At 65.9% G+C, this 15,271-nt stretch carries 13 protein-coding genes; 4 read left to right on the forward strand and 9 right to left on the reverse strand.

Annotated features, from left to right (window positions below; genetic code table 11):
* Position 1: 1 nt before the first annotated feature.
* Genes B2585_RS03710 through B2585_RS03725 form a run of 4 tightly spaced genes read right to left on the reverse strand, consistent with a single transcriptional unit; the run spans position 2 to position 4,512 of the window.
* Positions 2-1,876, reverse strand: a complete 1,875-nt coding sequence (locus tag B2585_RS03710) for a nitric oxide reductase activation protein NorD (protein ID WP_292020135.1) — start codon at positions 1,874-1,876, stop codon at positions 2-4.
* 5 nt (positions 1,877-1,881) lie between these two features.
* On the reverse strand, positions 1,882-2,676 hold the full coding sequence (locus B2585_RS03715; RefSeq protein WP_414674034.1) for a CbbQ/NirQ/NorQ/GpvN family protein: 795 nt from the start codon (positions 2,674-2,676) through the stop codon (positions 1,882-1,884).
* A gap of 15 nt (positions 2,677-2,691) precedes the next feature.
* Positions 2,692-4,038 carry a cbb3-type cytochrome c oxidase subunit I gene (locus B2585_RS03720; protein WP_292020139.1) on the reverse strand — a complete coding sequence of 449 codons (1,347 nt, stop codon included), beginning with the start codon at positions 4,036-4,038 and terminating at the stop codon, positions 2,692-2,694.
* Between the two features lie 21 nt (positions 4,039-4,059).
* On the reverse strand, positions 4,060-4,512 hold the full coding sequence (locus B2585_RS03725; protein WP_292020141.1) for a c-type cytochrome: 453 nt from the start codon (positions 4,510-4,512) through the stop codon (positions 4,060-4,062).
* 125 nt (positions 4,513-4,637) lie between these two features.
* Here B2585_RS03725 and B2585_RS03730 point away from each other — a divergent pair, with 125 nt between their 5' ends.
* Positions 4,638-4,853, forward strand: a complete 216-nt coding sequence (locus tag B2585_RS03730; RefSeq protein WP_292020142.1) for a DUF1858 domain-containing protein — start codon at positions 4,638-4,640, stop codon at positions 4,851-4,853.
* Here B2585_RS03730 and B2585_RS03735 read toward each other — a convergent pair.
* Positions 4,850-5,542, reverse strand: a complete 693-nt coding sequence (locus B2585_RS03735) for a Crp/Fnr family transcriptional regulator (RefSeq protein ID WP_292020145.1) — start codon at positions 5,540-5,542, stop codon at positions 4,850-4,852. The genes B2585_RS03730 and B2585_RS03735 overlap by 4 nt on opposite strands.
* 97 nt (positions 5,543-5,639) lie before the next feature.
* On the opposite strand from B2585_RS03735, the gene B2585_RS03740 reads away from it, so the two are divergent.
* Positions 5,640-6,065, forward strand: coding sequence for a pseudoazurin (locus B2585_RS03740; protein ID WP_292020147.1), 426 nt, complete (start codon positions 5,640-5,642; stop codon positions 6,063-6,065).
* Between the two features lie 75 nt (positions 6,066-6,140).
* Positions 6,141-7,334, forward strand: a complete 1,194-nt coding sequence (locus B2585_RS03745) for an NnrS family protein (protein WP_292020149.1) — start codon at positions 6,141-6,143, stop codon at positions 7,332-7,334.
* A gap of 26 nt (positions 7,335-7,360) precedes the next feature.
* Here B2585_RS03745 and B2585_RS03750 read toward each other — a convergent pair whose 3' ends face one another.
* The 4 genes from B2585_RS03750 to B2585_RS03765 form a co-directional block, all read right to left on the reverse strand.
* Positions 7,361-9,712, reverse strand: coding sequence for a TRAP transporter permease (locus B2585_RS03750; RefSeq protein ID WP_292020151.1), 2,352 nt, complete (start codon positions 9,710-9,712; stop codon positions 7,361-7,363).
* A 113-nt stretch (positions 9,713-9,825) separates the two neighbouring features.
* Positions 9,826-10,896 (reverse strand): TAXI family TRAP transporter solute-binding subunit, encoded by a 1,071-nt coding sequence (locus tag B2585_RS03755; RefSeq protein ID WP_292020154.1) that lies wholly within the window; start codon positions 10,894-10,896, stop codon positions 9,826-9,828.
* Positions 10,897-10,927: 31 nt separating this feature from the next.
* Positions 10,928-12,613 (reverse strand): sulfatase-like hydrolase/transferase, encoded by a 1,686-nt coding sequence (locus B2585_RS03760; protein WP_292020156.1) that lies wholly within the window; start codon positions 12,611-12,613, stop codon positions 10,928-10,930.
* Positions 12,614-12,725: 112 nt separating this feature from the next.
* Positions 12,726-13,637 carry a LysR substrate-binding domain-containing protein gene (locus B2585_RS03765; protein WP_292020158.1) on the reverse strand — a complete coding sequence of 304 codons (912 nt, stop codon included), beginning with the start codon at positions 13,635-13,637 and terminating at the stop codon, positions 12,726-12,728.
* Positions 13,638-13,747: 110 nt separating this feature from the next.
* Between B2585_RS03765 and B2585_RS03770 the strand changes: the two genes are divergently transcribed.
* The gene (locus tag B2585_RS03770) at positions 13,748-15,262 is read left to right on the forward strand and encodes a malonate--CoA ligase (protein ID WP_292020159.1); all 1,515 of its coding nucleotides are present in this window, start codon (positions 13,748-13,750) and stop codon (positions 15,260-15,262) included.
* The last annotated feature ends 9 nt before the right edge of the window (positions 15,263-15,271 follow it).

Genomic DNA, 15,271 nt, shown 5'->3' on the forward strand with positions numbered 1-15,271 from the left:
GTCAGGTCTCCTGTGTGAGGGTTTGATAGATGTCGGGCAGGGCGCGTGGCAACCGGTCGGCATGGGGCAGGAGGGTAAAGCCCGCGCGCCCGAAGATTCGCGCGAACCAGTCCTGCCCATCCGCGTCGATGATGACCCCGTGGACCGCCTGGCCGAGGGCGTGCGCCTCGCGCACCGCCATGCGGCTGTCCTCGATGCCATGCTGGCCTTCGTAATGGTCCAGATCGTTGGGCTTGCCGTCGGTGAGGACAAGCAACAGGCGCCGGGTCGCGCCTTCCTGTGCAAGCTGGGCCGAGGCATGGCGGATGGCGGCCCCGAGCCGGGTGTAGTGGCCGGGGCGGAAACCGCCGATCCGGGCGGTGACATCCGCCCCCATCGGCTCGTCGAAATCCTTGGCCTTGGACAGGAAAACCCGGTCGCGGCGCAGGGACGAAAACCCCCAGATGCCAAGCCGGTCGCCCGCCGTGTCGATACCGGCGCCGAGGGCTGCCAGAGCCTCCCGCGCAACGTCGATCACCGAACGGTCGCCCAGATGCGCCTCGGTCGAGCGCGAGCAATCCATCAGGATCGCCACTGAAAGGTCACGCGCCATCGGGCGCGCGGACTGCCAGATGCGGTCGCTGCCTTCGCGGCCCGCGACGATATCCGCCCGGCTCGCGACGAGGGCGTCGAGATCGAGGTCGTCCCCGTCGAGTTGCCGGGGCAGGATCACCCGGCGCGGGTTGAGGGGCGCGAACTGCCGTTTGACGCGCGCGACAAGGCGCGGGTCGGGCCGGTAGCCCTCGGCAGGCACCGCCGGCGCTTCAAGCACGCGGGCATGGTCGGGCATGTAGGCCCCCGTGCGCCGGTTCCATTCCGGGTAGGTGAACGTGCCCGCCAGCCGCTCGTGATCGGCGTCCTGCGGCGACAGGTCGAGCGACAGGCGCAGCCGCGTCGCCGCGCGTTTCGAATTCTGGGACAGCGTGATCTCGTCCTGATCGTCGGCGGCCTTCTGGGCGTTCTCGTCGTCGTCATCCTCGACCATGCGGTTGAGGTTCAGGCTCTCGGCCCAGGACAGGATCGCCTCGAACCGGTGGACGATGAAACTGTCGCGCCGGTCGGCCTGATCGCGGTCCTCGCGTTTGCCCGCCTTGCGGCCTTTCATTTCGGGCGCCGGGTCGCCGGGCTCGGCGTCGTCGTTCGCGGCACCCTTGCCGGGCGCGCGGTGGGTCAGGCGCAGCCAGATCGGCACCGGCGCGAAGCCGCGATAGCCACGGGGCGCGGGACAATCGAGGCACTCTTCCTCGCTCAACCGACCCGAAAGCTGGTCGAGGATAAGCTGCTCGACCCCGGCTTCGCACTGGGGCAGCCCGGCGCGCGCGCGGGTCGTGATAAGGTGATCGCACATCGCACCATAGGGCGCGCGCAGGCCCGGGCAGGCGGCATAGGCCCGGTCGGCGGCAATCGCGATGGCCCCGATCTCGGCCCGGTCCGCCGCGAGCGGGTCGGTCAACCGCGGGGGCAGGTCGACGAAGGCGGCAAGGGCGGCCAGCCACAGATAGGCGGCGCGGTTCAGCCGCGCATCGGGAAAGACGTCCATGACCGGCGGCAGGGCGAGCCGGTCGCCGTCGAACCCCGCGACGTGTTCGTGAATTCGGGGCGCGCCGATCCGCCGGGCCCCCGTGATCCGATGGGCCGACGGGGTGGCGGGGGCCGGGCCGATCTCGACCCCTTGCCCCCCGCCAAGCGCGCGGTAGAGCGCGGCGACGCTGGCGCGCACCGCCTCCAGTTCCACCGCGCAGCCGGCATGGGTCGCGTCAGCTTCGGACCGCGTCACCATGCCGTGCCACAGCGTGCCGACAGCCTCTTCGGGTTCGAGGAAATCGAGCATCTTCATCGTCGTCACCCGTATACGCTGGCGGTGAGGTCGCGCAGCGCCTGCTGCACGTCCGGTTCATCCGAAAGGGGTTCGACGATGGCCGCCTCGATGGCGTCCTCGCTGCGCATCCCCTTGGCGATCAGCGTGCCGGCATAGATCAAAAGACGGGTGGAGACCCCTTCCTCAAGGTCCATGCCGGATAGCTTGCGGATATGCCCGGCCAGCCGCACCAGCGCACCGGCGCGGCCCTCGTCGAGGCCCGCCTCGGCCGCGACGACCGACGTTTCCAGCTCCGGCGCCGGGAAGTCGAAGCCGAGCGACAGGAACCGTTGCCGGGTCGAGGGCTTCAACTTCTTCAGCACGTTCTGGTAGCCGGGGTTGTAGCTGGCGACGAGCATGAAGCTCTCGGGCGCCACCAGTTCCTCACCAGTCCGGTCGATGACCAGCCGCCGACGGTCGTCGGTCAGCGGGTGCAGCACCACGGTCACGTCCTTGCGCGCCTCCACCACCTCGTCGAGGTAGCAGATGCCCCCCTCGCGCACCGCGCGGGTGAGCGGCCCGTCGACCCAGACGGTCTCACCCCCCTTGATGAGGTAACGCCCGATCAGGTCCGCCGCCGACAGGTCGTCGTGGCAGGCCACGGTGTGAAGCGGCAGGCCGAGACGCGCGGCCATATGCTCCACGAACCGCGTTTTGCCGCAGCCGGTCGGCCCCTTCAGAAGAAGGGGCAAACCGTTTTGTTGGGCCATCTCGAACACCGCGCACTCATTCGACTGCGGGCTGTAGAACGGCAGGCGCTCGGGGTTTTCAGGTGTCATGTCCAGGGTCATGGGTCACTCCGCCGGTTGGGCCACAACGGGGCCGGGTTTGATGACTTCACGCCGCACGACCACCATCGAGTAGATGAAGAGCAGCGCGCCCAGCACCACCGCCACGCCCGAGCCGAAGCGCATGACGTAGAACAGGTCGAGCTGGTCCTGCACGTCCATGTAGTAGTCACCCAGGATGCGTTGCATGTGCGTCTGGATCGTGCCCGCGAAGGTCAGCGTGAAGGTCATGAAGGCCATGCCGCCGGTCATCAGCCAGAAGGACGCCATGTTGAGCACCTGGTTGTAGGGCGCCCGCTTGCGAAGCTGCGGCATCGCATAGGTGAACATCCCGAGGTTCAGGGCGACATAGGCGCCGTAGAAGGCAAGGTGCCCGTGGGCCGCCGTGATCTGCGTGCCGTGGGTGTAGTAGTTCACCCCGTGCAGCGTGTGCAGGAAGCCCCAGACGCCCGCGCCGAAGAAGGCGACAGTGGACGAGCCGAGCGACCACAGAAGGGCTGCCTTGTTCGGGTGGTTCTTGCGGCCCTTCCAGACCATCACGAAGGCGAAGGTCATCATGGCGAAGAACGGGATAACCTCGAGTGTCGAGAAGACGGACCCGATCCACTGCCAGTAGCCCGGCGTGCCGATCCAGTAGAAGTGGTGGCCGGTGCCGAGGATGCCCGAGAACAGCGCCAGCGCGACGATGACGTAGAGCCATTTCTCGATCACCTCGCGGTCCACGCCCGTGAGTTTCAGCATCAGGAAGCCGAGGATCGCGGCCATCACCAGTTCCCAGGTCGCCTCGACCCAGAGGTGAACGACCATCCACCAGTACATCTTGTCCAGCGACAGGTTGTCGGGGTTGATGAAGGCAAAGACCCACAGCAGGCACAAAAGCCAAAGGCCCATCAGCAGGATGTTGGTGATCGCTGTCTTTCGGCCCGCAAGCGCCGTGAGCGAGATATTCACGAGGAAGATCACCGCAGCGACAAGGATGCCGAACTTGACCCAGAGCGGTTGTTCGAGGAACTCACGCCCGCCGTGGATCCCCACGAGGTAGGAGCCCACCGCGCCCAGCGTGCCCACCAGAAGGATGATGAGCTGGATATAGGCGAGCTTGGTCGAGAAAAGCTCGCGTTCGGCCTCTTCCGGCACGAGGTAATAGGCCGCGCCGAAGAAGCCCAGCAGCAGCCAGACGATCAGCGCGTTGGTGTGGATCATGCGCACGATATTGAACGGCAGGATCTCCGACAGCGTGTTGGGCGCCACATAGATCCAGCCTGCGAGAAGCCCGCCCAGTACCTGGATGGCGAACAGGGCGAGTGCGGCGAGGAAGTAGTACTTCGCCACGGATTGCGATTTGTATTTCATGATGTGTCTCCTGTCCCTCGGTCAGCCCGCGTCGTTCGGCGGCCAGTTCTGGGTGTTGGTCTGATCGGCCCACCGCAGGAATTCCGCGAGGCCGCGCATCTCTTCCTCGGTGATCTCGAAATGCGGCATCTGGCGGCGTCCCTCGATTCCCGAGGGCTGCGCCTCCATCCATCCGTTCAGGATCTCATAGGCTCCCTCGGGGTCGTCGATGACGCCCCAGCGGGTCATCACGTTGCCGACTTCCGGGGCGAAATAGGCGCCCTCGCCGTGCAGCGTGTGACAGTTGATGCAGGAGTGGCGCTCCCACACATGCTTGCCCAGAACCACCTCTTCGGTGATGGGCGCGCCGGCGGTCGACTCCTTGACGATGAAGCGATGGCTCTGCGCCGTAAGGGCCACGAACACCACGACGAAGAAGATACTCCCCCCGTAGAAGACGTTCCTGGCCCGTGATTTCGTGAGTATGTCTGACATGTCACGGTCCCGTTTGTTTGTGTCGATGGGCGAGACCTAGCGGCACCGACGCGCGCGCATGTTGTGCAAACGCAAAGAACGGGACGATTGGATCGCGCAGTCTGCGGGGGGAAAGGAGCCGATCCATGCCCAGACGTCCCCGCTTCGACGACCCCGACCTGCCCTTGTCGACCCTGTTCGGCGAATGGCCCGACATGGTGCAGGTATTTCTGGACAAGCAGATGCTGTGCCCCGGTTGCCCGGTGGCGCCGTTCCACGCGATCACAGATGCCTGCGAGGAATACGACCTGGAGGAGGAGGTGTTCCGGGGCGAGCTGCGCCGGGTCGCCCGGGTGCCCTAGCCCTGGACGCCGCTCAGAAGGACCAGCTCATGCGGCTTGGTCACCACGATCCGCTTGCGCCGGGAGGCGACGACGCCGTCCTTCTCCCACGCTGACAACAACCGGCTCACGGTATGAAGCGTCGTGCCGGTCATGTCCGAGATGTTCTGCCGCGTGATCGGAAACCCGATCTCGACCCCGCCCTCGGTGCGCCGCCCGCTCTGGTTCATCATACGCAGCACCGCGCAGGCCACCCGCTTCTCCACCGCCTGCGTCGCCATTTCGGTCAGCGTCGTCTGGATCTCGCCCAGCCGCCGCCCCAGCGTCTTGTAGCTTTCGGTCGCGAAGCCCGGATAGGTCGTGAACTCGGTCCACAGCGACATGGGCCACGACAGCGCGATCGATTCCGCCGCCGCGATCGACGTCGCCGGATAGGTGTCGCGCTCCAGCGCCTTGGCGATGCCGAAAAGCTGGCCGGGCGAAATGTGCAGCACGATGATCTCTTCGCCACCCTCGGTGGAGCGGATCACACGCAGGTATCCGTCGAGCAAAAGGTAGAATCGATCCGCCTCATGCCCTTCGCGAAAGATCGCCGTGCCTTCGTCATACCGCCGCGACACCGCCTGATCGAGGATCGTGCGAATCTGGCTCCGCTCCAACTGGCTGAAGGGCGGCAGGTCGGACAAAAGGCTTTCGTCGAGCTTTGGCAATTTCGGTCCGTGAGTTTGTCGAAGAGCAACGTTCGGGCGGAGGTCTTAGCGCAAAACAGGGTCAGACGAAACAACAGAGCTGAAAAAGGACCATCCGATGAAAACCCTGCTCATGACCGCCGCCCTGACCCTCGCCGCATTCGGCGCACAGGCTGAAACCTTCGAAGTGAAGATGCTGAACAAGGGCGAGGCCGGTTCGATGGTCTTCGAACCCGCCTTCGTCGAGGCCGCCCCCGGCGACGTGATCCGCTTCGTTCCCACCGACAAGGGGCACAACGTCGAAAGCATCGACGGGATGCTCCCCGACGGTGTCGAGAGCTTCAAGACCAAGTTCAACGAGGCGTTCGAGCTGACCGTCGATGCCGAAGGCGTCTACGGCGTGAAATGCACCCCGCACTTCGGCATGGGCATGGTCGCGCTCATCAAGGTTGGTGAGCCGGTGAACCTCGACGCCGCGGCAGAGGCCAAACAGGCCGGCAAGGCCAAGGCCCGCATGGCCGACCTGCTCGCACAGGTTCAGTGACGTCCCGTCCCTTCGTCACTGTCACTGAAAGGGCGGCGCCACCAGCGTCGCCCTTTCGATTGAAAGGAAAGCTCCATGACCGCGCGAAATCCCTATTCCGGTCCCGCCGTGCTCTCGGCGGGCTTCCGTCCCTTCTTTCTGCTTGCGACGATGTTCGGCGCGCTCGCCATCGCGCTCTGGCTCGCGATGCGGGAGGGTGCCCTTTCGCTGTCGTCGGTCCTGTCGCCGGTCGACTGGCACGTTCATGAGATGATCTTCGGCTACGGCGCAGCGGTGGTTGCCGGGTTTCTCTTTACCGCCGTGCCCAACTGGACCGGGCGTCTGCCCACGCGCGGCGCACCGCTCGCCGTGCTGAGCCTCGTCTGGATCGCGGGCCGCCTCGCCTGTGCGGGCTTTCTGGGCGTCGGGCCGTGGGGCGTGCTCATGGTCGACCAGCTGTTCCTCCTTCTCGTCGGCGCGATGATCGCGCGCGAAATCATTGCCGGGCGCAACTGGCGAAACCTCAAGGTCCTGCTGCCCGTCACCGCCTTCTGGGGGGCGAACGTCGCCTTCCATGTCGAGGTGCTTCAAACCGGATTTGCCGCCACCACCCAAAGGCTCGGCATCGCGATCCTGATCTTTCTCATCATGCTGATCGGCGGGCGGATCATCCCGAGCTTCACGCGCAACTGGCTCGTGAAACGGTCGCGTGACCGCCTGCCTGCGCCGTTCGACCGCTTCGACGGTTTCGCGATCGCGACCGGCGTTGCCGCGCTCCTGTTCTGGGTCGCGCAGGTCTCCGGCCCCACGTCCGCACTGCTCTTTGCACTCGCCGCCGGGCTTCAGGCCGCCCGGCTCTGGCGTTGGCGCGGCTTGCAGACATGGCGCTCGCCGCTGCTCCTGATGCTGCACCTGTCCTATGCGTTCATCCCGGCCGGGTTTGCCGTCGCCGCGCTCGCAGCCTTGGGTCACACCAACGCCGCCGCCTCGGCGCACCTGCTGGGGGCGGGAGCCGTCGGGACGATGACCCTGGCCGTCATGATCCGGGCGACCCTCGGCCATACGGGGCGCGGGCTCGAAGCCGGACCGGTTGGCGTGGCGGCCTTCCTGGCTCTGATGCTTGCGGCCGTGTCCCGGTTGCTGGCAGAAGCCGCGCCTGCGCTCTACGAGCCCTTCGTGGTGATCGCCGGAATGGCCTGGATCATCGGCTTCCTGCTGGCATTCGGCCGCATCGCGATCCCGGTCTGCCGGCCCAGAAAGGCCCCCGGCGTCCCGTCACGCGCCCCCTGATCCGGGGGCGCGCAGACGGTCAGGGCTCAGGCACTCGCCGGTTTGCGCTTCGCGACCCCGTAATGCAGCGCAATGAGCCCGAGTGACAGCGCGGCGGCGATCCAGTGGATCTCCGGCGCGCGCAGCAGGATGGCGACGGCGAGCGCGAGCCGCGCCAGCACCTCCCACCGCGTCAGCCGGCGGGCGTCGAACCGGGTCAGCGCACTCGCGACGAGGTAGAGCGCCAGCACCAGACGCGCGAGCAGCAGTCCCAGTGCCGGCCAGTCCACGCCCGGCCCGTACCCTTCGAGGAACACGTTGGCGCCCGATGTGGCGAAGGGGTCCATCTTGGCCGCGTCGATGAGCAGAAGCTCGGGATAGAACGCGAAGATGAAGGGCAGGATGAACATGACGATCCCCGCCCCGACGGCCGCGAATCCCGTCTTCATCGGATCGGCCTTGGTAATCGACGCCGCCGCGAAGGCGGCCACCGCGACAGGTGGCGTGATGGCCGACGCGACGGCGAAGAAGAAGATGAACATATGCGCCGTGAAGGTCGCGATTCCCAGCCCGATCACAAGCGGCCCCATCAGAAGCGCCACGTTCACATAGGCCGGCACCGTCGGCATCCCCATCCCTAGCAGGATTGACAGGAGCATCGTCACGAACAGCGCGGCGAACAGGAACACACCGCCGTCCTGAAGCTCCGGCCCGAACAGGCGCAGCACGCTTGTCACATCCCGCGCGATGAACCCGGACAGCCCCGTGAAATTCAGGCAGAAGTCGATTACCGAGACCGACAGGAACATGAGGTAGAGCGTCGAGATCAGGATACCCGCGTCCGCCAGCGCGCCGAACATCTGGGTCGGGCGCGCCCGGAACTTGGGGTCGAGGAAGAACAGGCAGACCAGCAGGATCACCGCCCACCAGCCCGCCGACCCCGCGTCGCCCGCGCTGTTCTGAACCATCTTGAAGAAGAACGGCAGGTCGGGCGCACGGCAGGCATCGCCGGTCACGATGGTCTCGATCCCCATGAACGCCGCGAGCGGACCGCAGCCGATGGCCTCTTTCGGTGTCACCAGCAGGAACAGGATCAGCAGGATCGGCGCGAAGATCATCACGAGGTTGAGGTAATCCTGACGGTCCAGAAGCATGTCAGGGGTCTTCTCGCCCACCGCCTCGATCCCCTGTTTGCGGGCCTGAAAGACGACGGTCAGGAACAGGACCCCGAAATAGGCCGCCGCCGGGATGATCGCGGCGATGATGACCTCGCGATATGGCGTGACGGTCATGGCGGCCAGCACGAAAGCGGCGACACCCATGACCGGCGGCATGATCTGCCCGCCGGAGGAGGCCGCGGCCTCCACCCCGCCCGCGAAGGTCCGGTTGAACCCGCGCTTGAGCATCATCGGAATGGTCAGCACCCCGGTCGAAAGCACGTTGGTCACCGGCCCGCCCGAGATCGTGCCGAACAGCGCGGAAGAAACGATGGCGGCATGGGCCGGCCCGCCGCGCAAGCGCCGGGTCCACAGGAACGCCACCTTGATGAGCGACTGACCCCCGGCGGAAATGCCGAAAAGCGAGCCGAGCACGATATAGGGAAAGACCGAGGACAGAAGGATGCCCATGAACCGACCCAGAAGCCCCTGTGAGGTGTTGGTCAGCACGTCCTCGACATTCGGCCGTCCGTCCATCAGTTCGCGTGGCTCGCCCCCCAGCTTCGTGATGGCGTATTTGTTCATGCCTTCGGAACCGAAAACGTACCAGATCGCCACGGTGATGAGCGTGTAGGCGGCGATGAGCATGGCGACGGCCACCAGCGGAAAGCCCCAGACCCGCACGTTATAGGCGAGAAAGACCGCAATCGCTGCACCGACAATGGCGAAGATCCACGCGCCCGTGGTTCTGATGCAGGCCGGGTCGTCCACCGTCGTCGGCTCCGGCATCCCGTACAGCTCGGCGAACTCCTTTTCCTCCTGAAGCGCCCGCGCGATCAGCTCGGCCCGCTCCCCGGTGAACTGGTCGATAAGGCAGATGGAGTCGATCTCGATCACATAGGTCAGCGACACCATGATCGCCATCGTGACCAGCGCGACATCCATGAAGATCGCAAAGGCGCGCCGCACCGGCCCCTTCTCGCGGTCCTTCATGTAGAAAGAATGTTTGAGCGCGACGATCAGCATCATCAGCACGAACGCGATGGGGTAGAGGAATTCATAGGGGAACTTGCGGATGACGATATCCGGGTCGCCGGTAAGATTGGCGACGGCCTCGTCCAGTCCGGGGATCGACGGGATCGTATTGATCAGTCCGATGAAGACGAGTACCAGCCCGAGCGCCTGGGCAATCGGCAGGAAACGGTTCACGGGCGGCGGGGCAGGGGTGTCATTCGCGCTCATGGATCTCTCCGGGGTGTGGGGGCTGCGTCTCCGGTCAGGGCGGGGCCGCTGCGGCCCCGCCCCCGTTCGCGGAGTGGTGGTGTCCGGGCGAAAGCGCCGCCCGGACCGTCGGTTTATTCAGGTTTCGCGCAGTCCGGCACGTCGTATCCGGCCTCTTCCCACGCGGCCACGGCACCGGGGTGGTACTTGAGCGTCAGGCCACCGCAGAAACCGGTCGTCTTCTGGTCGAGCACGTCGAAGTTGACCGTGCCGCCATACGGCGCGCGCTGCTTGAGCTCGTCGAGCGAGGCGATGTAGGTCGCCGTCAGCGCCTTGACCGTGTCGAAGTCCAGCCCGGCCCGCACCATCGTGGCGAAGGGTACGCCCGGCGAGCGGAACACGTTGTCCTCCGAGATCAGGTTGACGCCCTGATCTTCGCCATAGCCAAGGTTCTCGCCCGGGATCACGACCGGCGCGTTGCCGGGGGCCGAGAAGAACCGCTGCATCGCCTCACCCTCGAAGATGTCTTTCGGGACCGAGATGATGTTCACGTCGCCGGTGGAGAGCATCGTGACCACACGGTCGGAGGGCGAGGTGATCGGCACCATGACCGCATCGGCCGAGCCGTCGACGAGGACCGAAGGCAGCTCGCCCCAGTTGGTCTGGTAGCCCTTGTAATCCTCTCCGTCCTTGAAGCCGCCGGAGCCGAATGTGATCGTCTGGCGTCCGACAGTGAGGGCCGCGCCGCGCGGCGGGCCGTTCCAGACGGTCTTGCCGGCAAGATCCTGATAGCTCTGGATGCCCGACGAGACCGGGGTGATCAGGCCATAGGCCCCGGCGTTGTAGGGTGCGATGGCCTGCACGTTGGCGGCCAACGCTGCGCCGTCCTCGCCAATGGCCGAGAACGGACCCCGGCCCGCTTCCAGCAGGAAGTAAAGGATCGTGGGCGCCGTCACCATGTCGGACTTGCCCTCGGCCACGTTGACGATCGAGTTCGTCGCGGTCTGGCCTTCCTGCACCTGGATGTCGGCCACGCCTTCGCGGGCCGCCACGTCGGCGAGGTGGATCATCATCAGGTGCGGCGAGTTGCCGGGCGACGACGTCTCGCCGGTCAGGTTGGCCTGCGCGCTGGCCGCGTTCGCCGCGAGCATCAGCGCGCCCGCGGACGCCGCGGCGAATGCCGCCTTTCGGAACATATTGGTCATTGGTTTCCTCCCTGTTGACCTTGGTGCCGGGTCAGGCCCGGCGGAATTGCGGGTTTCGCATGTCGGGAACCTTCCGGTTCCGGTACTTGGCCGTGAACTCCTCGGGCATGTCATCCTCCGTGACCACGCCGATGAGCACGCCCTTCTGCGCGGCGCCCTTGGTGCGGGCGGCGCGAATGGTGTCGTTGGTGATGGTGGTGCGGGCAGCGGGGCGCGACGCCCAGTCGAACAGGCGGTCGTACATCTGGTCGATGATCTCCGCATGGGCATTGCCCGCGCCCAGATCGTTGATCTCGCCCGGATCGTCCTTGAGGTTAAACAGCATCGGGCGATGGCCGCTTTCGAAATGCACCATCTTCCAGGCCTTGTCGGCGACCATGAACATCCGCCCGTCCTTCGGGTCGATGTCCAGCCGGTCGCACAGCGGGCTGGACGAGAAATCGTATTCGCAGATGACATAGTCGCGCTCGGGCGCGGCGCCGCCCCGCAGCATCGGCAGGAGCGACTGCCCCTCCAGAACGTGATCGAGCGCACGCGCATCCCCGCCCGCGACGTCCACGAAGGTCGGCAACAGGTCGATGCACTCCACCAGCGCGTCAGTCGACGTGCCGCGCGTCGCGTCCGCCTCGGACGCGGGGTCGTAGACGATCATCGGCACCTTCACGCTCGCGTCGTGGAAAAAGGTCTTCTCCCCCATCCAGTGATCGCCCATAAAATCGCCGTGGTCCGAGGTCACGACGATCATCGTGTCCTCCATCCGCCCCGATTTTTCGAGGTAATCGAACAGCACGCCCATCTGGTCGTCGCATTGCTTGATCAGGCCCATGTAGGCCCGCAGCACCTTCTCACGCACGTCATCGCGCGAGAACGCTTTGCCGACCGGCGAGTTCTGGAACCCCTTGAAGACCGGGTGATCGGTGTCGCGCTCGGCCTCGCTGCGCACGGGGTCGATGAAGTGCTCGGGGCCGTACATGCTCGCATAGGGTTCCGGCACGATATAGGGCCAGTGCGGCTTGATATAGGACAGGTGACAGCACCACGGCTTGTCCCCCTGCGCCTCGATGAACTCGATGCCCCGGCGGGTCAGATAGGGCGTCTCGCTGTCGTCTTCCGCGATGTTCGCGGGCAGGTCCGAGTTTTCGAGGAACCAGCCCGACAGCACGTTGCCCTCGTCGTCGCGGGCGGAGTTGGCATAGTCGTGCCACGGGTTGTCGCTGTCATAGCCCTTGGCGCGCAGGTACTCGTTGTACTGGCGCGCGCCGCCCTCGTCATACAGCCCGTCCGGCCCCTCCGGCCGCATCCCGTCGTCGCGTTCGTAGACGTCGAATCCGCACTCCGACACCCGCGCCCCGATCACGCTGTCAGGCTCCAGCCCGAGCCGGCGCATCCCCTCGGCATCGGCGGCCATGTGCGTCTTGCCGATCAGGTAGCAGCCCATCCCGAGGTCGCGCAGATGGTCGCCCATCGTCAGCTCGCCCACCTTGAGCGGCGTGTTGTTCCAGCTTGCGCCGTGGCTGTGAACATACCGTCCCGTATAGGTCGACATCCGGCTCGGCCCGCACAGCGGCGACTGGATGATCGCCCGGTCGAAGCGCACGCCCTTGGCGGCAAGCCGGTCGAGATTGGGCGTGTGCAAATGCGGGTGCCCGTAGCAGCTCAGGTAGTCCCAGCGCAGCTGATCGAACATGATGAATAGGATATTTCTCGGTTCACCCATTCTGCCTATCTTCCCTGTTCCTGCGATTCCGGCCTTGTAGAGTAAGGTTGTACCGCAATTCTGGCGCGCGACGTAATAGAACGTGGCGCGAAAATATACCTGATCTGATATATCAGGTGAATTGCTGCGACGCGGCGCGAACGTGATCGGCCAGCAGCGCCGCCTCGGGCGACAGGGCCCGGTCCCGGAAAAAGGTCAGCCCGACCGAGGACACGAGCTCCTCCCCCCGGATGCCAAGATCGACCAGTTGCCCCAACGCAAGCTCGCGCCGCAAAGCGCCGCGTGGAACCACGCCGACCGAGCGGTGCTGCGCGAGGTAGGACCGCGTGAACTCGAACGACACGGTCTCGATCTGCCGTGGATAGGCGCTGATGCCCCGGGCGGCGAGGAACTTGTCCATCTCCCGCCGGATGATGGTCCCGGCCAGCGGGACGATCATCTGCTCGGCCTCGAAGTCCTGCACGGTGAGCGGCCCCTCGACCGAGGCGAAGGGGTGGTCGGGGCGTGTGACGAAAATGATGTCCTCGGCATAAAGATGCTCGAACGTGACGCCTTGCAGGTGTTCGAGCGACAGGAGCCGTCCAAGGATGAAATCCAGCTCCCCACGCGCAAGTCGCGCGATCAGCTCCGAGACATCGGCCCAGTGAACCTCCACGCCGATCTCCGGCGCGCTCTCCTTGAATGTCGCGACCGCATCGACAGATACCGTGCGTGTCACGTTTGGCAGCACGCCCAAGGCGACCTTCGCGCCCGCCTCCCCGGTCTGGGCCGCCGCCGCGCCGGTTTCGATCTGGGTGAGCGCGATGTCGAAATGGCGCACCAGCCGTGCCCCTGCATCGGTCAGCGCGACCCCGCGCCCTGTGCGGTCGAACAGGGGGTTTCCGATGATCTCCTCGATCTCGGCCAGCGTGCGCGACACGGCGGGTTGCGAGGAGTTGAGCTGACGCGCGGCATGGGTCACGGACCCTGCGCGGGCAACGGCGAGAAAGCACCGGATATGGCGCATGCGAATGCGACTGTACACGCCGGACCCTCCCGCGAAACGTCCGACCACAGTAACCGGGGCGCGCGGCGATTGGCAATCGCGCGGGGGCGTGATCAACTGCCGCCGAATTGCCGTGAGAGGAGACCGCCATGACCAACCCGCTCTACGACCGGATGCTCGCCGGGCTGAAGGATCAGGACCGCACCTTCCTCACGCTGGCCGACGGCAGCACCCTGTCCGGCGCGGCCTTCCACGCGCTCGCGGCACGGCAGGCGGGCGCGCTGGCCGAGGCGGGCCTCGAACCCGGCGACCGGGTGGCGGTGCAGGTCGCCAAGTCGCCCGAGGCACTGGCGATCTATGCCGCCTGCGTCATGTCCGGCGTCGTGCTCCTGCCGCTCAACACCGCCTATACGGCGGCGGAACTGGAGTATTTCATCAACGACGCAAAGGCGGGCGCGGTGATCTGCGACCCGGCGGCACAGGCCGAAGTGTCGCGCATCGTCGGGGCGAACGGCGCGCAGGTCATGACACTCGACAAGACCGGGCAGGGCAGCTTCCGCACGGCGTGGGAGGCGCAGCCGGATACCTTCGCGCCCGTGGCCCGCAAGGCCGACGACCTCGCCGCGCTGCTCTATACCTCCGGCACGACCGGGCGTTCGAAGGGCGCGATGCTCAGCCAGACGAACCTGATTTCCAATGCCGAGACGCTCGTGGACCTCTGGCGTTTCGGCCCGGACGACGTGCTGCTCCACATGCTGCCGATCTTCCACACCCACGGGCTGTTCGTCGCGACCAACGTGATCCTCGCCGCCGGGGCCTCGATGATCTTCCTGCCCGCCTTCGACACCGCCGAGGCGCTGCGCCTGCTGCCGCAGTCCACCTCGATGATGGGCGTGCCGACCTTCTACACCCGTCTGCTGGGCGATCCCGCCTTCGGGCGCGACCATGTGGCCAACATGCGGGTCTTCATCTCCGGCTCCGCACCGCTTCTGGCTGAAACCCATGTGGCGTTCGAAGAGCGCACCGGCCACCGCATCCTGGAACGCTACGGGATGACCGAGACCAACATGAACACCTCGAACCCCTACGACGGCGAGCGTCGGGCAGGCACGGTGGGCTTCCCGCTCCCGGACGTGGAGCTCAAGATCACCGATCCGGAAAGCAGCGCGACGCTCCCGCAGGGCGAAGTGGGGATCATCGAGGTGCGCGGCCCGAACGTCTTTCAGGGCTACTGGAACATGCCCGAAAAAACCGCCGAGGAACTGCGCGACGACGGGTTCTTCATCACCGGCGATCTGGGCCAGATGGACCCGGACGGCTATATCCAGATCGTCGGGCGGCAGAAGGATCTCATCATCACCGGCGGCCTCAACGTCTATCCGAAAGAGATCGAGATGGTGCTCGACGACATGCCCGGCGTGCTGGAAAGCGCGGTGATCGGCGTGCCGCACCCGGATTTCGGCGAGGCGGTCGTGGGCGTGCTGGTCGCGGACGGGGATGGCCCTGACATGGAGGCCGTTCAGACCGCCGCCGCCGCGCAACTCGCGAAGTTCAAGCAGCCCAAGGCCCTGCGCCTCCTGCCGGAATTGCCGCGCAACACGATGGGCAAGGTTCAGAAACAGAAACTGCGCGCCGACTTCGCGGACCTCTTCTCCGGCTCCTGAAACGGCGCG

This window comes from Maritimibacter sp. UBA3975 (genome assembly GCF_002384975.1).
In the GTDB taxonomy this organism is placed as follows: domain Bacteria; phylum Pseudomonadota; class Alphaproteobacteria; order Rhodobacterales; family Rhodobacteraceae; genus Maritimibacter.